The organism is Exiguobacterium sp. s101, assembly GCF_018617835.1.
GTDB lineage: Bacteria > Bacillota > Bacilli > Exiguobacteriales > Exiguobacteriaceae > Exiguobacterium > Exiguobacterium marinum.
On sequence record NZ_JACSKX010000002.1, the window covers coordinates 69,649 to 90,546 of the forward strand.

Here is a 20,898-nt window from a genome sequence, read left to right on the forward strand (position 1 = left end):
AATGAACATATTTATCGTGCTTGAACATGTTCATTTATGCTTAAACATAGTCATTTTCACTCAAAATGACCATGATTCTTTTTATTATAGGTGAAACGAACAAAGCGCTCGACCGTTTCCATACGAAACAGTCGGGCGCTTTTGTTAGTTATAATCCCGTTCGATGACGAAGCTCGTCTTGTCTCCGCGGAAGTAGGAGCGTGAGTATTCAATCGCTCGTCCCGACTCATCCTCTGTCACCGTCTCGATATGGAAGCACGGGGACCCGAGTGGACAGTCGAGGAGCGCACTCACCTTCTCGTCAGCTAAGGCAATCTCTAGTGCCTCTGTCGTCTTGGCGACATGCACGTCGTGGACCTCGGCCAGTGTGCGGAAGAGTGAATGCTCGGCCTGTTCCTTCGTAATCCCCGGTGCGATCTGCCACGGGATGAACGAGACCTCATACTGGGTTGGTTCCCCGTCCGCATGACGAATCCGCTCAATCTTTTGAATCGGGGCGTTGTCTTCCGCTTCAAACACCGATGCGATTTGACCAGACGCCGAGATGACCGAGATGTCGATCAATGCGACTTGCCCACGTTTCCCTTGGACGGCGAGCTGGGCCGCATAGTTGTTCGGTGTGTACGAAAACGTCTGTTGGACTTTCTTCCCGGCGACGAACGTCCCACGGCCTTGTTGACGGACCAGATAGCCTTCCGTCGTCAACTGGTTGAGGGCACCCCGTACCGTCGTCCGTCGACGTACCGGTCGCGGTCATCGACAACATGGCGTACGGCATGATGAAAGGTGACCTTGTCCTCGACCAGGCACTCGGTCTCGTCAATGCCTAAAACGTTCGTCTTGGTCAACGCCGATGATTTCGGATTGACGACAGGTGTGAACGCCGGCACACTCGACAGTCACGTAAATGGAATCGTCAATTCGGCGACGATGATCATGAACGGGTATGCCGTCGAGGAAGCAGTCAGACTCGCGAAACAACATCCGTCGCTCCGCGTCGGGGTCCATCTCATCTTATCTTGGGGCAAGCCGCTCGCCGATACGAGTGCCCCCCTCACGAAAGAAGACGGCACGTTCCGCTACACGAGCCGCTTCTTGACTGAAGACTTGCCTGACCCGGAACTCGTCTATTTGGAGTGGAAAGCCCAAATCGAGGCGTTCCTTGCGACCGGACTCCCGCTCGACCATCTCGACAGCCACCATCATATTCACGGCTGGCCGGTCCTCCATGACGTCATCATTCGCCTCGCCGAAGAATACGACACGACGTTTCGGGCCTTAACGAATCTCGGGACGCGCCGAGACTTGTGGGTGACCGAACGGTTCAGTGATCAGTTCTACGCGGACGGTGTCTCCCATGCGACACTCGATGCCATCGAACCAGGAGAATCCTTCGAAGTGATGGTCCATCCGGCCGACCTCGATGATCGTCTTCCAAGCGTCACGTCTTACCTCGAGCCACGCCTCCTCGAAAAACAGGTGTTGGTCGACTATGAACGCCCCGATTGGTGGGCATGACAAAAGCGGGTTCCCTTTCACGGGGACCCGCTTTTTCATAGGTCGAATGCTTGTTGAATCTGTGCCGCCGTCTCTTCTGGACTTAAGTTCGTGTTATCGATCCGGAGATAATGCTCGACGTCTAATTCTCCTGGACGTGAATTCAATCGATACATCGTCGCCGTCTGTTTCAGTTCCGCTTCGGACCAAGCAATATCGCGCTTCGATGGTTTATGCGTGAGGCGGTTCTCCGTCGTATTGCGCGCGAGGCGTTCCTCTATCTCGGCCTCGAGCTCGACGTAGTAAATGTCCGCCCCGTGTGACTCGAACAAGTCCGTCACCTTCTTCACGTAATCCCAGTCCTCCTGCATATCGAACGCCCAGACGAACGTGAAAATCATGCCGGGTAAATCACTCTTGGCGACCGCCTCGAACAGTTCTTGGCGAAAGTGTTGGACGAGTCGCTTCCCTTCAGGCGTCCCGTAATTGAAGAACGGCCCGACGAGGTCGATCGTCATATGGTTATGGAATAATTTCAGTCCGGTTTTATCAGCGAGCGCCTGCCCGACCGTCATCTTGCCGACGGCTTGCGGACCGAATAAGATGATGAATTTCAATGGATTTCCCCCTATACCTTTTGATGATTCTATCATGAACATTCGATCGTGGTACCCTCCAAAATTTTTGTTTACCTCTTCCCAAATGAAGGAATAAGCATAGCATCGAACTTTTTTAGAAAGAAGGTGCCCCTGTGACTTGTCCCCACTGCGGAAAGAAGACACGATCGAAAGCGGTCTGTCCGACATGTGGCCGTCGCTCACGTCGCACGATTTGGTTATTTGCCACCCCATTCGCTATCGCACTCATTGCTTTTGTCACCTACATTGGACACGCCTATTTCACAGATATGTTACGTTCGACTGACTCGCTCGCAGACCAAGTCGACTTACGAATCGGCGAAGATACCGTTTCCGCTGATGAAGCGACACCCGTCGACTTCGATACGTTGCGAGAGAGCCTTTTCACCGTCAGTTACGGGACGGGATTTTTGGTGAGCTCACGCGATGTCGTCACGGCCGCCTCGAACGTAGCCGGTTTGACGAACATCATCATGTATCATGACGGAGTGGCCGTCTCCGGCACCGTCGTCGGTCGCACGAATCTGATTGCCGTCGTTCGCATCGAAGAGACAGAACATACACCATTCTTATTCACGCAAGCCATCGCCGCGGAGGACGAGACGCTGACGACGCTGACGATGAAAGAACGAATCAACGGCACAGTCACTTTTGGTGAGAACGGCTATATTCGGAACTTTGATTTGCCACGTCATGGGTATGGTAGTCCGCTCCTTTCGGCATCCGGGCGAATCGTTGCCATCCATTTACGTGGAATCGCATTGCCGACCGCATTATTTGAACGGGACGTTCGAACATTCATTGAAAAAGATGCGCCGGCTCCACCACCGGTCGAACTTGCACCGGTTGAGCCCGTCACGCCTGACTTGACCGACGAACCTGTTTATATTCCGCAAACGCCAAGTGTTCCAGAGACTTCACCCGAATCACCGCCTATCACTGAACCGAAAGTCCCGGCTGAGGAAAAAGTTGAAGAAGAGGTCGTGGAAGAAACGGAACCGACGACACCTGAAGTGACGCCGGAAGAACCTGCGGAACCGACGGATCCACCAGAAACGGAAGATCCAATCGAAGACGATCCCCCGGTAACGGAACCAGAGGATCCGGCCGAACCGGAAGAACAGACGGAACCGGAAGTACCGACGACGCTCGAACCAAGTGGTGAGGAAGATTCGATTGTCGAAGACACTCCGGAAGATCCGATTGAAGAAGAAAACGACACAAGCACCCCATCTGAATGATGGAGTGCTTGTTATTCGTCACGTGTGAAACGTCGTTGGAGATTGCCGAGCACCGCACCGAGTCCGAGAAGCAGAATCGACAGTGCCCAAAACGGGAGCGCATCTTGCAACAACCAGACGACGAGAGCACTGAAGCCGATGACGGCTCCGAGCCATAAAAAATTCCGTTGTCCCATGTCGTTCACCTCGTCCCCATCATAACACATCGACCCGACGCGCCGTCGTTTGCGGTGGCAAGGAACGCGTCATTTGCTCATCATGCTCGACTCTTACAGATTGACCGACGAGAAACGGTTTCTCTTCAGAAAAGTGTTCCTTCAGATGAAACACGATCCCATCAAACGGATCTGCCTCTCGAGTCGGAGTGACCCTGATTTTCCCATCCATCACCTCTGCGATATACCCTGTGAACGTCGCCATGTCATCCCCTCCTTCCCGGCTATACTTTTCATTTCCCGTTTTTGCAAAAGATGCTACTCCCTCGTTTCGAGAACAAGTATAATAGAGCGACACCAGTACTTGTGAGGAGGACACCGTATGACACAAACCATCGATATACACACCCCAGAGTTCCAACGCACATTCCTTGAGATGATGCTCCTCGCAGAATTGACTGACGAGTATAACGTTGCAGCAATCGATGCATTAGCGACACGTGGCGAGACCGCCTTTCCGAATGATCCATTCTTTCCTGCTATGCGCGCGTATCCACATATCCGTGATGGTAACATCGCAAAAGCCAAACAATGGCTCGATACAGTAAGCGAACTTGGTGATCATTATATCCTTCACATGCTGAACGGCATCGTCAGTGAAGATACGGGATTCACGTTCGAGGCAGAACAACATTTCATTCGTGGTGTCGAGCTCTATCCGGACGTACCGATCATGCACCGTGCTATCGCGATTCATTACTTTGACCGAAAATTCTACGGAGAAGCTGGGCTGCACGTCATGCATTATGTCCGACTTGCCGGATTAGGTCCTGATACGGTACCCATGCTTCTCGAATTTTTCCAAGTATACGATGATATCCCCCTCGACATGGTCAATGAACTCATGAAAACGGCGAGTGGCTATTTGAACGCCAACCCACATAATCCACACGCCCATTCTTTATATGCCGCCATCTGCAGCCAGCGCTTTGCTGCCCTCTCAGCCGAGCTCGCCGACGAAGAGCCGCTCACTGAAGAGATGATTTGGATGCTACTCGAAGTCGAGAACCACGGGATGTGGAGTGCGACCTATGACCAAAGTGAGGGACATATGTTCCGTCATATGTTCGCAGAATACGTCAACAACGTCGTCCTTCCGAATACGTCACAACTCTATGTATGGCGCCTTCGGATTCGGTACTGGACACGTCGCCTGACCCACCGCTTCACAGGTGGGTATACCGTTCAATCGTCATAAAATTCACAATCGAACCAAGAAAAGAAATCATAAAAAAAATCGAAAGCGAGTGAGGATTCAAAAAACTGAATCCTCACTCGCTTTTTGGTAACATGCTTATTCATGACTGCTGTACTTTTCAACAATCCCCTTCACATCTTCAACCAATTTTTTCACGTCTTGAATCTGTCTAATTTCACTGTCTTCCAGTTCCAGGATGTTCACCTCCTCTTTTAATTTTTCTCCAATATCCCTTAATGTTTGATTCAACATGATAATAGACAAATTGAGAAATGGATTGTCTTTTGAATATACCGTGCTATCTTTGCTGAAACTTCCTCCCGTATATTTATAAAAACCACGACGTACGACAATGTATTGGTCTTCTTTCTGTATTAAATCACGAATTGCTCCTGCAAATGCACCATCGGATACCTGGTCTTTCATATTCGCTTTTACATACGCCTTGACATCTTTTGCGGCGTATTCGTCTCCATCTTTCATAAATTCTCTAGCATGGAAACGAATCTCTTCTGCAATCGAGTTGAATTCTGACATATTAATCCTCCTTGTTACATACTATCTTGCTTTAACTATACACAATAAGCACTCCAGCATAAATAGAATGACAAACTTTCATTAATGATACGATTTGAATTTCTCAATATGCAGAATAAGCGAAATTTCGAATTTTAATTGACAAAGCGTTTTCCCTGATTTATATTGGATATGTATCACATCACATCAACATTTAGGAGGTTCAGCATGAAAATTAAGTCCCTGTTAGCAGCTAACTTTAAGGTCGATTCTCAAGATGTACACACTTTAGGGTCACATTATTTCCAAATACAAGGGAATAAAGTAATGTGGTCAAAACTTGATCCAAAAAAAGATGAAAAAACTACCGGAGCCAACGTAGAACGATTACATGAAGCCGACTTTTATACGATTTTTGTTGAGGAACATCGTTTGAATTCGACACCTCGTGCACTCTTTACCATTCCTACAAACTTTATTGTGAGCCACTTAGATCAAATGGATGTTAACAAGGGCCGTGTCTGGATTAAAATGACTTATGTCGATTTCGATGGTTGGTACTTGAAACTGAAAAATGGCAAACACGTTCCTCTCTCCCCTTATGAAAAGGGAGTATACACCTATGATGAACGAAAAGCTTTGATTATAGGATTGAATCGAGTTTTAAGCGAATAAGCGAAAGAGGCGATGGATGAAAACATCCGTCGCCTCTTTCGCATGTTATTCGGCATACGGTTTAATCGGTCCGCGTAGGCTGAACGAATAATCCTCGGGGTCGACAATCCCGACGACTTCGTCCCCTTCAAGCAAGTCATATAAGAACTCTGCCATCTCGCGCGCCGTGTGATACTTCGCGACGTTTTCGCTGTAGTCGAATCCTTCCGTATCGCGTGCCCGGTCGGCGAAACTCGTCTCCGTTGCAGCCGGTGCGAGCACTTTTGCTCGAAGTTTGGCACCATTCTGCTTCAATTCCTGTGCGAGTCCTTCCGTATATGCACTCACATAAAACTTCGTCGCACAATATGTGACCGAGTTCGGGACGATGCGATATCCCCCGACAGACGACACGTTCAACAGTTGCGCCCCTTCGACGTCGTGATAGTCACGGACGTATAGACTCGATAAGACGGTGAGCGCCTCGATGTTCAAACGAATCATGTTTTCAATCTTACCTAAATCCACCTCTTTGATTTGTCCGGCATCCCCAAACCCAGCGTTGTTAATCCACGTCTCGATATCGAGGTCCGCGAGCGACTCATATAGTCCGTACACGTTCTCGCTGTAAGACAGATCGGTCGATTTGATGATGACATCGCCATCAGGCGAGATGGATTTGATTTCATCACGTAACGATTCGAGCTCTTCTTTTCGTCTTGCGACGAGCACGAGCGACTTTCCTTTTTCGGCTAGTAGTTTCGCTGCTTCATACCCGATTCCTGAGCTAGCACCTGTAATGACCGTATACTTCATATGATCCACTCCTTTTTGTCGTTTACCTTGTTGTTCATTCCCCACTTTCTGGATGGCGAATCGTTTCGATGTGAACAAAAAGGTCCTGACTCCGAAGAGACAGGACTTTAGTGGAACACCTTATTTCTTGATACAGTACCTTTCGATTTGAATTGCGAGCTGCGAAATTTCAATTGATTCTGTCGCTGTTCAAACACAAAACAGAATGACTTCCGTCTCATCTAATCGCATTTTATATCCTTTTCGATTCAAAAATAACTGTAAAGCAGCATATGCCGTTCATTTATTCATAATCAAAAAACGGTGTTTTTTTGATTATGATAAGTCTGTTAGAACATTTGAGTCATTACCTCCATGTTGCAACCATTTAAGTCGTGAACCGCCCAATCAACGTCTGCAGGTCACTCGTCATATTACCGAGCGACTCGGCGACACCGTTCAACTCTTGAATCATCGCAAGTTGAGAGTCAGCTGTCTCACCGACAGAGCGCATCGTCTTCGCCTTCCCTTCGCTGTCTTGTGACATTTGAAGAGAAGATGTTGCGACTTGTCTCGTTGTCTCCGCAATTTCATGCGAGGCGATACGAATGTGTGACGTATCGTCAACCGACGTCTCGAGCTGCCTGACGATCTGTTCGAACGCACGTGTCGCCCGTTCGAGCAACAACGTGTTCGTCTCGACGCGTTTCGCACTGACGACGTGTTGGTCGAGGACGGCATTCGATTGTGCTTGAATCGACTCGATCAACCCGGCGATTTGTGTCGCCGACTGTTTCGACTGCTCGGCAAGTTTACGTACTTCTTCTGCGACGACGGCGAAGCCTTTCCCTTGTTCGCCGGCACGTGCCGCTTCGATGGCCGCATTCAATGCCAATAAGTTCGTCTGGTCCGTGATCGATTGGATGACCTCGGTAATGAGAGCGATCTCATCGGACTGTTGCTTCAGTTCCGAAATCGATTCTCCTGTCAGACGTGTCTCCCGTTCCAGTGCGAGCACTTCGTCTTTCGCCTGGGACATCGTCGCGCCACCTCCTTCGGCTAGCTTCAAACTCTGTGATACGTCATCGTCAATCGAGCCGATTGAACCGGCAATCCGACCAATTCCTTCATCTTTTTTGCAATTTTTTTCACTACTTTCGAGGAACAAGTCCTCTTCACCTCTTTTTCTCTCTATGATGATGTGTTGCTCTTTTTTATCGGACGAGACCGCCTAATTTGTACCAACAATTTGAAATTATCTAACACATTGACCCCTTATTAAAAAATCTGAACTGTAAATGTTTCAAAAAATTCATAAAAAAAGACCAGACATACGCCTGGTCCCCAAAAACTGATTATAGTTTGAATTGTGCCACACGATTCGATAGTTCTGTCGCGCGTTTCTCAGTTTCATTCATCTTCGTTTGCACATCATTGAAGCGCTCAACCGATAGTTGAACTTTCTCCGAGATGGACTGTGTACCGTCCGCACCTTCTGTCACGGTCGTTGCCACTTCCTGTATCACACCGAGAATGTTATCCGTCATATGACGAAGTTGAAGCGCGTTTCCTTCAAACGTCTTCGCCGTCTCACCGAATACCATCGCGTCCTGTTCATATTGCGTCGCAGCATCTTCGAGACGATTGTAGTCTGCCATGACTTTCGTGTTCAAGAAGGTCAACATGTCATCCGAACTCGTATTGAGTCGTTCGACCGAATCGATGACGGTGTTCGATACGTCACGAATCTCGTTGACCGTCTGACGTGAGTTCTCCGCAAGTTTACGAATTTCCGATGCGACGACCGCAAATCCACGTCCGGCATCTCCTGCCCGTGCCGCTTCAATCGATGCGTTCAGTGCGAGTAAGTTCGTCTGGTCGGCGATTGCGAGAATGGCCGTCGTCAAGACGCGAATTTCTTCGACCGATTGGGCCCCTTTGATGGCTTCCGCGAGCTCGACTTTTTTCTTCTCGATAATCGCCACAGCTTCTGTTTTCGAAACAACGGCTTGTTCACGCATCTCGTGTGCTCGTGTCTCGACACGGTTCGCCGTGTCGGCACTCTCATTCGATAAGTCGACGATGGAGTCAATCGAACTGCCCATCTCTGTCGTCGAAGCACTCATTTCTTGCGATGAGGCCGCCGTCTCTTCCATACCGGCCGTCAATTCTTCGACCGTTCCAGACGTCTCTTCCATATAGTGACTGAGTCGCGTCACTTCGGCTGATACGTCTTTAGAAGACGAGAGGACGACTTTCGCTGTCTCATCGACATCGATCATGATTTCACGAAGTGTCGCGAGGAATGTGTTGAATGAACGACTGACTTGCGCGATTTCATCGTTTGACGTGACGGGAATCGTCATCGTCAAATCCCCACCTTGTGTCGCGAGTTCATCAAAGCGTGTCTGCAACGTTTGCATCGGTCGAATGATTGAACGTAACAAACTGAACCCTAGGAATAAGAGAATTGCCACGGCCCCGACCGTCACGGCAACCAAGGCCATAAGGGACTGCATGAATTTTTGTTCCATGTTTTGACCGACACGTTGTGACCCTTCTGAGTTGTAGTCGACAAGACTGGCTAATTTTTGTGTGAAGTTATCATATGTCGATTGTGATTGAGCATCATAATATGAATGTGCCATCCCCGTGTTGCCTGTTGAACTGAATGTCAACATGTTGTCGGAGACGCGCTGATACATCTCCCATTGACGCGAGAAGTTATTGAATAGCTCTTTGTCCTCTGCGTTTACAGCACGTCCTTCATACTTCGGTGCAATCGTATTGATCTCATCACGAATCTCTTTCATCTGCGTCATGAGTTCTTCTTTCATCGTCGCATCATCTGAGACGATATGGTCGAGCTCGAGCGTTCTGTAGTTTGCGGCGAGCGTATTAAGTTCGTGAGCGTAATCTAGCCCTTTATTCCAGTTGTTGACGATGTCATCTGCTTGACGGTTCGCGTCACTCATTGAAAATAGCGCGTATCCGCCGACGCCAATGACCATGACAAGCGATATAAGAACGAGTCCCCACAATTTTTGACGAATCGTCAAATTCTTTCCAATGTTCGGTCCGAAAGATGTCGTGCGTTCACGCTTCTCTCTACGCTTCCATTTGAGTGTCGGTTTCCACGTCCATGTCGGTTTTCGTTTGATCCGGCTGAGTGCCTTAGACCATGTTGATTTCCATTCCATCTATGTATTCCCCTCTCAATCATGCAGTATTTTCTATAGTATCGACAATTTTCAGAAAATAATGAAGGGAATTGACCAAACTTAAAAAAGGTGACTCAAAACTGCAAGAGTCACCTTCCACTTGATCACTTCACGCTCAACACTGTTTGTGTGCCTTCAATCATCTTGATTTCGGTCCATTCAATCACATTTTTCGCGAGCGGATCGTTAGCGACCATGAAGTCGGCGAGTGCTTCCACTTTTTGAGCGTCGACCGGTTGCTCCACGTTGTTCAAGCGGAAACGTACGACTTTATGGAATGCATCTAAAAATGAGATTTCAAGTTTTGTGTCAGTCATGGGTTATTCTCCTCCTTGGGGTATGGGTTAAACTAAATCGTATTCACGGACGATGCCGAGGTCCGCGTCCTCTTGAATGACAAGGTCGATTAAAAGACGACCAAACGCATCAATCGTATCTGCCGTAAGGTCGGCACGAATCGGGCCGAACCGTTGCGCTTTTTTCGTCGGTTTTGCTGTTTCTAAGTCATGATGCGTCGTCAAGACGAACGTTGCTTTCTTCTCTGTTAAAACAGCCATGGGGGATGGCTCCTTTCAATAGGGGATTAGGTTTCTGATACGTTCGAGGTACCCATTCGCTCGAGCAGCTGGATCATGCGATCGAGCTTCGTCTCAATCCGATGAAGCAAATAGAGCGAGACGACGATAGGGAACCCGAGATTTGAGATGAGTTCAGGCCAACTCATGTGATCACCTGCTCATCATGCCGAGGATCATCGACGGGATGTGTGAGGTTGTTCATAAGTCCTCCGTGTTAATACACTAGAAATTCTTGGGCCACGACGTAGTTGACGGATTCCACATCAATCAGTGCCTTGATCAAGTCACCAAACTGTTTCATCCGTGCTTCATCCATTCGACTGCCTAGCGGTCCGTAGCGAACGAGTTGCTTTTTCTCTTTGCCGTCGACTTGTCGCCGGGTGTCCAAATAAAGCATCGTCGCTGTTTCTCGATATATTGCCATCTGTCTCACCTCCTTCGCCCTTATTAACCGTTTTCATGAAGAAAGTGCTCATTCTATTTTTATATAGCAATGAGTGACGATAGTCCCAAAACCTCTGAATTTTTATTCATTTTTCAAATATTGACTGCTTTCCTTGAGTTTTCATATTAAATAGGGTATCTTAATTTTCGGCAGACAGCATTCAAAAATACGTCAAAAGTACTACGATTTATTCCCCACATTTGAAAAAACTGTAAGTTAAATTCTTGTAAATGGGGTACGATACGTAGGAAGGCATTTTTTGAATTTTACTAGTCAGTCTTGAAGAAGGAGACATACACGATGAACAGCCCAGACCTCGCAAGCACCACCACTATTCCTTCCGCTCAACACGACTTCGACCAATCCGACCTGACGTTTTCAGCGACCGAATGGGATACATACCGACCGGAACAAGGAAAACCAATTTCGTATAAAGAACAACATCTGATCGTTTATCCGCTCAAAGAATTGAGTCGGGCCTTCAGTGTGGCCGGCATCCCGCGTAGCCAACAGCAGCTAATCAAATGGGAGACAGATGGCGTTTTGCCACCTACCCCGTTCACGTTCGGCCGAAAACGATTCTATACGGAAAATCAGATTCGTACCATTGTCGACGTCGCATTGGAGTGCGGATTGCGCCCACGGACACATGTAAAGAAAACAAATTTTTCTGAATTGGCGCATCATGAATTAACGTACATATTAAAGCTCGAACTAAATGCTTATGAGGCGCCTGTCGTATGAGCAGTAAAAAGCCATCCGCCATGATGCTCATGACGAATGGCTTTTTACTTACTTTTCGGTAATCGATCGCGGTACGTCCGCACGGGACACTTCCTCATACGACGTGACCGTGTCCCCGTCCTTGACGTATAAACGTAAGTAAGCCCCTTCCCGAAGCTCTTTCGCAGCCGTAAAGGTGATTTCCTTCGACTTCCCGTCTGACGTGAAAGCTGGCTGCGTGTATACGTATCGCTTCATCACTTCACCGTTCTCGAGTATCGTCTCTTCTACATCGGACACCGCTCCTACTTTGACGAACAGGGTATCCTTCCCAATTCGATTCCAATCCACCTGAGTGACTCCGACTACTACTAAAATCGAAACTATTGCAATTCCAATCCATTTTTTCATAATTTTCTCTCCTTATCGAATCGCCGTCATGAAGCGGCGAACCGTGATGCCATAGTAGATTGCATAAATCGCAGTATAGACGCCCATCCACACGAGGACCGGTATCGTGAAATTCATGCTCAACAAGTTTGAAAACGCGATGAGCGCCACGGTCGCATGCAGAATCCCGAGAGCGAACGGGGCGAGAAACACGACGAGGATCTGTTGGCGCACCGTCCGGCGCACATCCCGATCGGATATGCCGATTTTCTGTAATATCGTATACTTCGCCCGGTCATCCTCTGTCTCCGTCATCGTCTTGAAGTAGATGACGCTACCTGTCGCGACGAGGAAGACGAGTCCAAGGAATGTCCCGACAAAGAGAAGCGCCCCGTTCATCGCCATCGTCTCGGCATACACATCCGGTGCGCTTGAGAACGATTCGAGCCCGAGTCCCGCTAGACGTTCAGACTGGTCGCGCTGATCTTTGAATGATTCCGTGAGGACGACATGATACGTCTCGCTCGGTTCCGTCATCGTCTTGAACATGTCGTCTTCGACGACGAGGAACGACCCGCCGAACGTCATCACGTTGAGCGGCGACTCTTCAAGACGCGTCGACACGTCAACCGTCTGTCCTGACAGTTCGACCGATTCGAGCTCTTCCGAATAACGTTCGTCATAGAACGGGTCGACCCATACGACCTCACCCTGTTTGAACGGGGCCGGTTCTGCGACGCCGAGACCTTGAAGGAGATGCCGGTATGTCGACTCATCGATGACCCCGAGCTCACGCTCTCCGTACTGCGCTTCCGTCCGAATCGTCTTCTTTTCGACGCTTGATTCGAACGTCGCTCCATTCACCTCAACCGCCTCCCCTTTCCAGGCATACGTGTAAGGTGTATAAGAGGCGACATTCTCTTCCGCGTAATAGTAGACGCTGAAGATGGCACCCCCTGCCGTGATCGCAGTCGCGCTGATGATGCTGATCAGCGTGAGCGTCTTCGCGTTCCCGCGAATGCGATAGAGAAGCTGTGACGTCGTCAACAAGTTGAGCCGTTTCCACGACCAATGCTCCTTCCCTTTCAACCATGTCAAAGCGAAAATCAAGACACTATGGAAGAGAAGCGCCGATCCGATGACACTCAATCCGATGATGAGAAGCGGCATCGCGAGTCCGAGCATTTTCCAAAGGGATGACGTCATCAAATCCTGAAGGGCGAGCCAGTACGCCACTCCAATGGTGAGAATCCCCGTGAGCGCGACCCAGCCTTTCGCCGTCGGAACCCCTTCCCCACTCTTGTCCGCATGGAACAGGTCAATCAACTTGAAGCGATAGATGACCCGGTAACCTTGGAACGAAGTGAAAAGGAAAATCGCAAGAAAGACGAGGAACGTCTCGATGAATGCCGACGCCGAGAAGGCGAATCCGATGTTCAAGTCGCTGTCCATGAGACGCATCAATAGTTGGAGGAGCGCGTTCGCCCCGAAAATTCCGAGAATGATTCCGATGACTAAGGACACCGCTCCGATGACGATGTTCTCAAATAGGAGCAAGAGCCCGATTTGTTTCTTTCGGACACCGAGAAGTGAGTAAAGTCCCACTTCCCGTTTCCGTCCCCTTAGGAAAAATGCGTTCGAATAGGCGATAAAGAGGGCGACGAACAGCATCAGGATGAACGTCGATGTGCTCATCAATCCGCTGATCTTCTTCGACGTCTCCGCAAGCGCACTGATCTCATGACTGTGCTTCAGTGTCGCGAACGTGAAGTAGATGACGATGGAAAAGATGGTCGTCCCAACGTAGAGTGCGTATCGCGACAGATTACGCACGACGTTTTTCTTCGCAAGCTCAAATAGCGTCATCGACCGCACCGCCTTTCGCGAGCTCCTCGAGGATTGATTGGTAGAATGCGTCCCGCGAGGCGTTGCCGCGAATGAGTTCCTTTTTCAACCGACCGTCTTGAATATAGAGGACGCGGCGACAGAAACTTGCCGCGAAGGCGTCATGCGTCACCATCATGATTGTCGTCTCCGCCTCGTTCAAACGGGCGAGGGTGTCTAATAAATCGGTCGCCGACTTCGAGTCGAGCGCGCCGGTCGGTTCATCGGCAAAAATGAGTTTTGGGTCTGAGATGAGCGCCCGACAGACGGCCGTACGCTGTTTCTGCCCGCCTGAGATTTGGTACGGGTACTGCTCGAGGATCGCTTCGAGTCCGAACCGTTTCGCCAACCGTTCGACTTTTTCACGTGTTTCCTGGACCGGCGTCTTTGAAACGGCGAGCGGGAGCAACATGTTTTCCCGTACCGTCAACGAGTCAAGCAGGTTGTAGTCCTGAAAAATGAAGCCGAGATGATCACGCCTAAAATCGGCGAGTGCCTCCTCGTTCATCGATGCGATGTCGTCTCCGTCGACTAAAATCTCACCTGACGTCGGTGTATCGATTGTCGCGAGGACGTTGAGTAACGTTGACTTCCCCGCTCCGGACGGTCCCATGATTCCGACGAATTCACCGTGTTCGATTGTGAACGAAACGTCATCGAGTGCCCGAAACGTCGCGTCCCCTTTCCCATATGTTTTTTGAATCGCTTTGACTTGTAATAATGTTTCCATGTTCAGCACCTCTTTCTGACTTTTACATTACGCCCCCTGTCTTAACTTGAACTCACGCGTACCTTACAAAATCCTTAAGTGTTATTCTTATAGAGAGGTGATGAAGATGAAGCAACCAAGAATTCTGATCGTAGATGATGAACAAGACTTATGTATGTTGATTCAACGCGCGCTCGAGAAGGAAGGATTTCACGAAATCCGGACCGCCCATACGTTGAAGGACGGGTTTGACGTCTTCGAGACGTTCCGTCCACACTTGGCGATTTTAGACGTCATGCTGCCGGACGGGGAAGGCTATCAGCTCTGCCAACAAATGCGGGCGCACTCTACTATCCCGATCCTCTTCCTATCTGCCAAATCGGAAGAAGTCGATAAACTGCTCGGACTCGCCATCGGTGGGGATGATTACATCACGAAGCCGTTCAGTCCAAAAGAAATGGCCTTCCGCGTGAAAGCACAGCTGCGACGGGTGTCGATGATGGAAGCATCGATGGAAGAGACGACCGTCGGACCCTTTCAAATGAATGAAGACGAGACGGAAGTGTATGTGAACGGGGTGAGATTAGAGTTGACGGCCAAAGAAGTCGGTCTCCTCGCCTGCTTTTTACGCAACCCGAACCGAATCCTGAGCAAGGAGACGCTTTTTACCCAAGTATGGGGCGAGTCGTTCTTCGGGTCGGACAATACCGTCATGGTCCACATCCGGCGTCTCCGTGAAAAAGTCGAACCGAATCCATCCGAGCCGACATACATCAAGACGGTCAAGGGACTTGGCTATCGGTTGACGGTGTAAGGAGCAGTCATGATGAAATGGAAACTGACCGGTCGTTATTTACTGTCGATTCTATTGATTGTCACACTCGTCGTCTTTTTGAACATTGCCATCTTGTTCGGTCTCCTCATCAATGATCGGACAGGACCTGACGATGTCGAAAGCAACTCAGGGGAAACATTCACTCGAAACTTCAGTACGTATCTTTCAATTGAGGACGGCGAACCTGTCGTGTCAGAGTCAGGGCGGGAGGCGCTCGAACAGTATGGCGCGTTTGTTCGTTTTTTAGATGAGACCGGACGTGTCGTCAGTGACGTCGATACTCCGAGCGGACTGCCTGACGCCTATTCTCCGATTGAGTTGATTCAAATCTATAAATATATGGACGATGAGCTTCGGCTTTACTTTATCGGAGAATATGAATCGTATAGCTATCTCATCGGTGTGCCCGAAGCGAGTGAGCGTCGAACGTTATTCATGATTGATGAACAAGCGATTCTCTCGTATGTATCAAAGGCATTCCTTTGGATTCTTATCGTCGACCTGCTCGTCGCCGCCTTGATTGGCTTGTTGTTCAGCTCACGATTAACGCGCCCCGTCTACCGCTTGACCGAGCGGATTCAACAACTGAAGCAACGCGACTTCTCGACCGCTGAACCGAAGCGGTCAGGGATTTACCGTCCTGTCTTCCATGACTTGAATGCCGTCTCACAGACACTCAGGACGTACGAGCGTCAACGGACGGAACTCGATGAACGTCGGAAAGAGTGGATGAGCAACGTATCGCACGACCTGAAAACGCCGCTTGCCTCCATCCAAGGGTATGCCGAACTGCTCGACGACGATTCATTAGATGGCACGGAGCGTAAACAGTACGTGCATGTGATCGAGCGCCAGGCTAAATATATGAAGGAACTGCTCGACGATTTCAATTTGACGATGCGTCTGCAGCACGGCGACTTTCCGCTTACCCTCGAAGATACAAACCTCGAGCCGTTCGTCCGTGAAGTCGTCATCGACGTATTGAACGATTCTCGCTTCAGCGAGCATCATATCGAGTTTGAGTCGACCGCGGCAGCGTCCGTGTTACTTGACCGTCACTTTATGAAGCGGGCTTTGCTCAACTTCTTGTATAACGCGTTAATTCATAACGACGAGTCCGTGCGGGTGACGGTCCACATCGAGGGTGACATCGTGACGATTGGAGATGATGGAAACGGGATTGCCGAATCCGAATTGCCTTATATCTTTGAACGCTATTACCGGGGCACGAATACGGACGACGCGCGCGGAAGCGGTCTCGGTATGGCCATCTCGCGGGACATCATCGAAGCCCACGGTGGGAAGGTCGTGGTAGATAGTGAACAAGGACGAGGCACAACGATTCGAATCACATTTACGCCATAACAAAAAGGGACGCTCAGGCGTCCCTTTTCTGTGCTGTATAGTCGGTAATCCACTCTTCTAACTTTCCAAGCGGCAACGGTCTAGAGAAATAGTACCCTTGCATCTCATCACAGCCGAGTCCGCGTAATGCCTCCCACTGCTCAAGCGTTTCGACGCCTTCACAAACCGTCTTCAAGTTCAATCCGCGTGCTAAGTCGACGATGGATTCAACGATGACGTTCCCGGTCGGGTCGTTCTCTGTCACTTGAATGAACTGCCGATCGATTTTGATCTCATGAATCGGATAGTGCTTCAAGTAGACGAATGCTGAGAACCCGGTCCCGAAGTCATCGATGGAAATGGAAAATCCTTCTTCCCGGAAGGCGATGAAACGGTCGATGACGTGTTGCTGGTTTTCCATCCCAACGCTCTCTGTAATCTCCAAAGTCATATAACTCGTACAGATTCCTTCTTCACGTGCGATTTGGGCAAATTTTTCGACGACCCCTTCAGATAAGAAATGACGCGCCGATAAGTTGAGCGCAAGCTCGTAGCGGTCTCCACGATTATGCCACTGTTTGAGCTGGCGACAGGCCGTTACGAACGCCCATTCTTCTAGGTCGATGATGATCCCCGTCGATTCGGCGAGCGGAATGAAGTCGAGTGGCGGTACGAGACCACGCTCCGGATGGTTCCAGCGCATCAATCCTTCGAATCCTTTCAATTTTCCAGAATCAGCAATAACTTTTGGTTGATAATATAATTCAAACTGTTCTGATAGGACTCCCAATCGTAGGTTCATCTCTAGCCTTAGGCGATCTGATGCTTCCTGTGCCATCTCCTCTTCAAAAAACGCAATGACTCCCCGCTTCCCATTCGATTGACCCGCAACAACCCGAGTTGTATGAATCATGTCTAATGTGGAGCGACCTTCATTTTCGATCGAGATGAACGCGCTCGTCGTCAACACAACATCTAATTCATTAATTCGATACGGGAGACGTGTCACTTGCTCACATAAGTGTTCCGCAAGCGTATGCACTTTCCTCCGTTCCCCGTAAGGAATCCAAATGACAAATCCAGATTGAGACGTTCGAGCCATTCGAGACTCATCGACCACCTTGCGCAATCGACTCGCCATTTCTTTGACAATCAAATCAGACGCTTCAGAACCGATAGCATCTTCAATCGATCGAAAATCATCGGCTCGAATATAAAGAACAGCACCGAGAAAACCTTTCGTATGAAGACGAAGTGAATCGATTTCATCGACAAACGCGTACTTATTCATCAATCCCGTTAATTCATCCGTATAGGCCAGTTGATGAAGATGTTCATCAATCAACTGACGGTCGAGTCGAAAGTAAAGGATTGCGATAAAGTCCGCAAGCGTGCTCACAATTAATTCTTCAAGATAGTTCCACTTCCGCGGTAAAAATGTTTCGCAACAAATCACACCTTTAGCGCGATTGTTCGCGTAAATCGGAGCATCGAGCATCGAGTGGATACGCTGACCTTCCACAAAATACTCTGTGTATAGTTCCTTCACCCACGGGTGACTTCGAACGTCCTCGAACGTGAGGACCCGTTCTGTCTGAAGCGCCTCAAAATAGTCCGCTGCGAGTTCATGATGAACCGTCAACTTCGGATAATGTGTACCTGATTCGTGAGAATAGGCGACTTGGCACGAAATGGATTGATATGATGTGTCAAAATGCCAAATTGACACTGTATCGACCGCCAGCATATCAGCGACGATCTCACACATATATCGAATCGCCTCCTGTACGGTTTTCTCGGTCACAATCGGCATTCTCACGAGCTCGAACAGTTTCTCTTGATGTTTACGATATGTTCGGTTTGAAAAGTTCTTCTCGATCATCAGTCTGCTACCTCACCAAATTTATTTTGACCTAATGATAGCATGAAACATCACACGTCACGTTTTCCAAAATTCAACAGAAAGTCAATACTTCCTCCTTTTTCGAATCTTTTAAATATCCATTTATACCCATTTATAAATTATTGACCTCCTTTTCAAGAAAGGGACGTGAATTGACCTTTTGCCCCATTGCTTGCTCATTTCGTCTCACCGTACAATAAACTTGTATTGTTTCACTTGTTGAATGGTTTCATTCTCACTCTTTGAAAGGATGTAACGCTATGAATTCAAAGTCTGGTCTCACTTACTCATTCGCGGCTCTCGCAGCGGTAAGTATACTTACCCACGCGGACGAAGCTGCGGCTGCGACCACGCATACGGTACGTTCTGGTGATACATTATGGTCCATCAGCCGTTCCTACGATGTATCTGTCGCGACGGTTAAATCTTTGAACGGACTATCCTCTAACCATATTCGCGTCGGTCAGACACTACGTCTCACAGGAAATGCGTCTGCATCGACAGGTGGTTCATCGTTGACCGCTGCGAGTACGAATCGTGTCATGACGACGCATGCGTTGAACATGCGACTCGCCGGAGGAACGTGGCACCGCGTCCTCTTGACGATTCCAAAAGGCAAAACGCTCACCCCGATTCAATCAAAAGGATCGTGGACGAAAGTCAGTTACGGCGGACAGACCGGGTGGGTGCATAACGACTATTTACAAAAAGCTTCCACGTCAAGCGGAGCAGACACGCCTTCGACTGTCACACCGAACGCGGCGACGGCCCAAACGAAAGTAAACTTGAATCTTCGCTCGTCGAAGTCAACAAAGACGACCGTGGTGCTCACGATTCCTAAGGGCAAGACGGTCACCGTCTTAACTGTCGAAGGCTCATGGTCGAAAGTAAAGTACGGGACAAAAACTGGATATGTCGCCAATACATATTTAACGACATCTGAATCAGCGACACCTACGTCACCGAGTACAGAACAATCCATCAACCAACAGTTCACTACGACCGCAAACTTGAATGTTCGGCAAGGTGCCGGCATCGGCTACGCCCTCGTCACGTCCATCCCGAACGGCACGGTCGTCCAGGCGACGAAACAGTCAGGAAGCTGGTACTATGTCACGTATAATGGTAAATCCGGATACGTGAGCGCCGGTTATTTAAAGCAAACGACTACGACACCGAGTGACCCTGCCCCCAATGAAGGAGATGCCGGTGTTGGCAATGCCACTGTTGATTACATCGTCAACACACCCTCTTTGAACGTCCGTTCGAGCTCTTCAACGAGTGCGACGATTATCGGTAGTGTCAAAGCGGGACAGACGTTGCGCGTCGTCGAGTCTTCAAAAGGTTGGCTACAAATCTATTACGGGAATACGGTCGGCTTTGTTGCCTCGGCCTATGTAAAAACGGTCCCGAAAGGCTCGGCAGAAGGTCCGGCTTGGGTCGAAGGTTCCTATGACGCAAACTCGTACTATACGTACTATCCGACTTCGATTCGGTTACAGGCGAGCGAGGCGAGCAGTACGGTCGGTTCGACACTCCGCGGAGAACTGTTGAACATCATTGGAGAGACGGCTACGCACTATCGGCTCTCTTCAGGATTTGTCGCAAAATCAGCCGTCACAGAAATCAAAGGACAAAGCGCTCAGTCTACACGACTTTCGACCATCCAGGTGGCTAAACAGTATGTGGGTACACCATACGTGTGGGCATCTTCTAGCCCGGCCAACGGCGGATTCGATTGTTCAGGTCTTATCTATTATGTATTCAATCAATCCGGTGTCAGCATCCCACGTACGAACGTGGCCAATTACTGGAACGGTGCTTACTTCGGAGCACAATTACCGAAGTCGTTCGTCCCGCAGCCCGGTGATCTCGTCTTTTTCGAAAACACATATACCGCAGGACCATCGCATATGGGCATCATGATTAACGCTGATACATTCATCCATGCCGGTTCATACGGATTAGGTTATAACCAAATCAGTAAAGAACCGTATTGGCAATCACGCTTGATCGGTTATAAGCGCCCGTGACTTTAGTCACGTTAATAAACCCGACAAAAGTCGGGTTTTTCTTTCGTTTTGCAGGAATTTCATCCCGTGACCCGAAATC

Annotated in this window: 23 protein-coding genes and 1 pseudogene; 8 read left to right on the forward strand and 16 right to left on the reverse strand. The window is 49.1% G+C overall.

Going from position 1 to position 20,898, the window contains the following annotated elements:
- Positions 1 to 144: 144 nt before the first annotated feature.
- On the reverse strand, positions 145 to 705 hold the full coding sequence (locus KNO76_RS02485) for a GntR family transcriptional regulator (protein ID WP_251127852.1): 561 nt from the start codon (positions 703 to 705) through the stop codon (positions 145 to 147).
- Positions 706 to 822: 117 nt separating this feature from the next.
- Between KNO76_RS02485 and KNO76_RS02490 the strand changes: the two genes are divergently transcribed.
- Positions 823 to 1,518, forward strand: a complete 696-nt coding sequence (locus tag KNO76_RS02490; RefSeq protein ID WP_214882179.1) for a carbohydrate deacetylase — start codon at positions 823 to 825, stop codon at positions 1,516 to 1,518.
- Between the two features lie 35 nt (positions 1,519 to 1,553).
- Here KNO76_RS02490 and KNO76_RS02495 read toward each other — a convergent pair whose 3' ends face one another.
- Positions 1,554 to 2,114, reverse strand: a complete 561-nt coding sequence (locus KNO76_RS02495) for an AAA family ATPase (protein WP_214882182.1) — start codon at positions 2,112 to 2,114, stop codon at positions 1,554 to 1,556.
- Between the two features lie 134 nt (positions 2,115 to 2,248).
- Between KNO76_RS02495 and KNO76_RS02500 the strand changes: the two genes are divergently transcribed.
- Entirely contained in the window at positions 2,249 to 3,376 is a 1,128-nt protein-coding gene (locus KNO76_RS02500; RefSeq protein WP_214882185.1) for a S1 family serine peptidase, read from the forward strand.
- Positions 3,377 to 3,387: 11 nt separating this feature from the next.
- Here KNO76_RS02500 and KNO76_RS02505 read toward each other — a convergent pair whose 3' ends face one another.
- Together KNO76_RS02505 and KNO76_RS02510 are read right to left on the reverse strand one after the other, a co-directional pair.
- A complete protein-coding gene (locus tag KNO76_RS02505) occupies positions 3,388 to 3,552 on the reverse strand; it encodes a hypothetical protein (protein ID WP_026825234.1) in 165 nt (54 codons plus the stop codon).
- Positions 3,553 to 3,571: 19 nt separating this feature from the next.
- Positions 3,572 to 3,796 carry a YobA family protein gene (locus KNO76_RS02510; RefSeq protein ID WP_214882188.1) on the reverse strand — a complete coding sequence of 75 codons (225 nt, stop codon included), beginning with the start codon at positions 3,794 to 3,796 and terminating at the stop codon, positions 3,572 to 3,574.
- A 117-nt stretch (positions 3,797 to 3,913) separates the two neighbouring features.
- Here KNO76_RS02510 and KNO76_RS02515 point away from each other — a divergent pair, with 117 nt between their 5' ends.
- Positions 3,914 to 4,789: a hypothetical protein gene (locus tag KNO76_RS02515; RefSeq protein ID WP_214882191.1), complete on the forward strand. Its 876-nt coding sequence runs from the start codon at positions 3,914 to 3,916 to the stop codon at positions 4,787 to 4,789.
- Between the two features lie 96 nt (positions 4,790 to 4,885).
- Here KNO76_RS02515 and KNO76_RS02520 read toward each other — a convergent pair whose 3' ends face one another.
- On the reverse strand, positions 4,886 to 5,326 hold the full coding sequence (locus tag KNO76_RS02520; RefSeq protein ID WP_214882194.1) for a hypothetical protein: 441 nt from the start codon (positions 5,324 to 5,326) through the stop codon (positions 4,886 to 4,888).
- Positions 5,327 to 5,533: 207 nt separating this feature from the next.
- On the opposite strand from KNO76_RS02520, the gene KNO76_RS02525 reads away from it, so the two are divergent.
- A complete protein-coding gene (locus tag KNO76_RS02525; protein ID WP_214882197.1) occupies positions 5,534 to 5,980 on the forward strand; it encodes a hypothetical protein in 447 nt (148 codons plus the stop codon).
- A gap of 45 nt (positions 5,981 to 6,025) precedes the next feature.
- On the opposite strand, the gene KNO76_RS02530 is transcribed toward KNO76_RS02525, so the two are convergent.
- The 7 genes and pseudogenes from KNO76_RS02530 to KNO76_RS02560 all read right to left on the reverse strand — a co-directional run bounded on the left by KNO76_RS02530 (position 6,026) and on the right by KNO76_RS02560 (position 10,977).
- A complete protein-coding gene (locus KNO76_RS02530) occupies positions 6,026 to 6,775 on the reverse strand; it encodes an SDR family NAD(P)-dependent oxidoreductase (RefSeq protein ID WP_214882199.1) in 750 nt (249 codons plus the stop codon).
- A gap of 367 nt (positions 6,776 to 7,142) precedes the next feature.
- Positions 7,143 to 7,889: pseudogene (locus tag KNO76_RS02535) on the reverse strand (methyl-accepting chemotaxis protein); the annotation flags it as partial.
- A 220-nt stretch (positions 7,890 to 8,109) separates the two neighbouring features.
- Positions 8,110 to 9,954, reverse strand: a complete 1,845-nt coding sequence (locus KNO76_RS02540; protein WP_214882202.1) for a methyl-accepting chemotaxis protein — start codon at positions 9,952 to 9,954, stop codon at positions 8,110 to 8,112.
- A 125-nt stretch (positions 9,955 to 10,079) separates the two neighbouring features.
- Positions 10,080 to 10,292, reverse strand: coding sequence for a DUF2922 family protein (locus KNO76_RS02545; RefSeq protein WP_214882205.1), 213 nt, complete (start codon positions 10,290 to 10,292; stop codon positions 10,080 to 10,082).
- 27 nt (positions 10,293 to 10,319) lie between these two features.
- The gene (locus KNO76_RS02550) at positions 10,320 to 10,532 is read right to left on the reverse strand and encodes a hypothetical protein (protein WP_026825227.1); all 213 of its coding nucleotides are present in this window, start codon (positions 10,530 to 10,532) and stop codon (positions 10,320 to 10,322) included.
- 26 nt (positions 10,533 to 10,558) lie between these two features.
- Positions 10,559 to 10,699, reverse strand: a complete 141-nt coding sequence (locus tag KNO76_RS02555; protein ID WP_084483574.1) for a YvrJ family protein — start codon at positions 10,697 to 10,699, stop codon at positions 10,559 to 10,561.
- Positions 10,700 to 10,767: 68 nt separating this feature from the next.
- Entirely contained in the window at positions 10,768 to 10,977 is a 210-nt protein-coding gene (locus KNO76_RS02560) for a hypothetical protein (RefSeq protein ID WP_214882208.1), read from the reverse strand.
- Between the two features lie 321 nt (positions 10,978 to 11,298).
- On the opposite strand from KNO76_RS02560, the gene KNO76_RS02565 reads away from it, so the two are divergent.
- Complete coding sequence (locus KNO76_RS02565) at positions 11,299 to 11,742, forward strand: MerR family transcriptional regulator (protein WP_214882210.1); 444 nt, start codon at positions 11,299 to 11,301, stop codon at positions 11,740 to 11,742.
- Between the two features lie 48 nt (positions 11,743 to 11,790).
- Here KNO76_RS02565 and KNO76_RS02570 read toward each other — a convergent pair whose 3' ends face one another.
- From KNO76_RS02570 to KNO76_RS02580, 3 genes are read right to left on the reverse strand one after another with little or no spacing between them, the layout of a single operon-like run.
- Entirely contained in the window at positions 11,791 to 12,132 is a 342-nt protein-coding gene (locus KNO76_RS02570; protein WP_214882213.1) for a YxeA family protein, read from the reverse strand.
- A 12-nt stretch (positions 12,133 to 12,144) separates the two neighbouring features.
- On the reverse strand, positions 12,145 to 13,977 hold the full coding sequence (locus KNO76_RS02575; RefSeq protein WP_214882216.1) for an ABC transporter permease: 1,833 nt from the start codon (positions 13,975 to 13,977) through the stop codon (positions 12,145 to 12,147).
- Positions 13,964 to 14,725 (reverse strand): ABC transporter ATP-binding protein, encoded by a 762-nt coding sequence (locus tag KNO76_RS02580; protein WP_214882219.1) that lies wholly within the window; start codon positions 14,723 to 14,725, stop codon positions 13,964 to 13,966. Before KNO76_RS02580 ends, KNO76_RS02575 begins: the two co-directional genes overlap by 14 nt.
- A gap of 106 nt (positions 14,726 to 14,831) precedes the next feature.
- Between KNO76_RS02580 and KNO76_RS02585 the strand changes: the two genes are divergently transcribed.
- Entirely contained in the window at positions 14,832 to 15,518 is a 687-nt protein-coding gene (locus tag KNO76_RS02585) for a response regulator transcription factor (RefSeq protein WP_214882221.1), read from the forward strand.
- A 12-nt stretch (positions 15,519 to 15,530) separates the two neighbouring features.
- Positions 15,531 to 16,904, forward strand: a complete 1,374-nt coding sequence (locus tag KNO76_RS02590) for a sensor histidine kinase (RefSeq protein WP_353047856.1) — start codon at positions 15,531 to 15,533, stop codon at positions 16,902 to 16,904.
- 13 nt (positions 16,905 to 16,917) lie between these two features.
- Here the strand turns inward: KNO76_RS02590 and KNO76_RS02595 are convergent, their stop codons facing one another.
- A complete protein-coding gene (locus tag KNO76_RS02595; RefSeq protein WP_214882227.1) occupies positions 16,918 to 18,765 on the reverse strand; it encodes a sensor domain-containing phosphodiesterase in 1,848 nt (615 codons plus the stop codon).
- Between the two features lie 281 nt (positions 18,766 to 19,046).
- Here KNO76_RS02595 and KNO76_RS02600 point away from each other — a divergent pair, with 281 nt between their 5' ends.
- Positions 19,047 to 20,819: a C40 family peptidase gene (locus tag KNO76_RS02600; protein WP_214882230.1), complete on the forward strand. Its 1,773-nt coding sequence runs from the start codon at positions 19,047 to 19,049 to the stop codon at positions 20,817 to 20,819.
- Positions 20,820 to 20,898 lie beyond the last annotated feature (79 nt).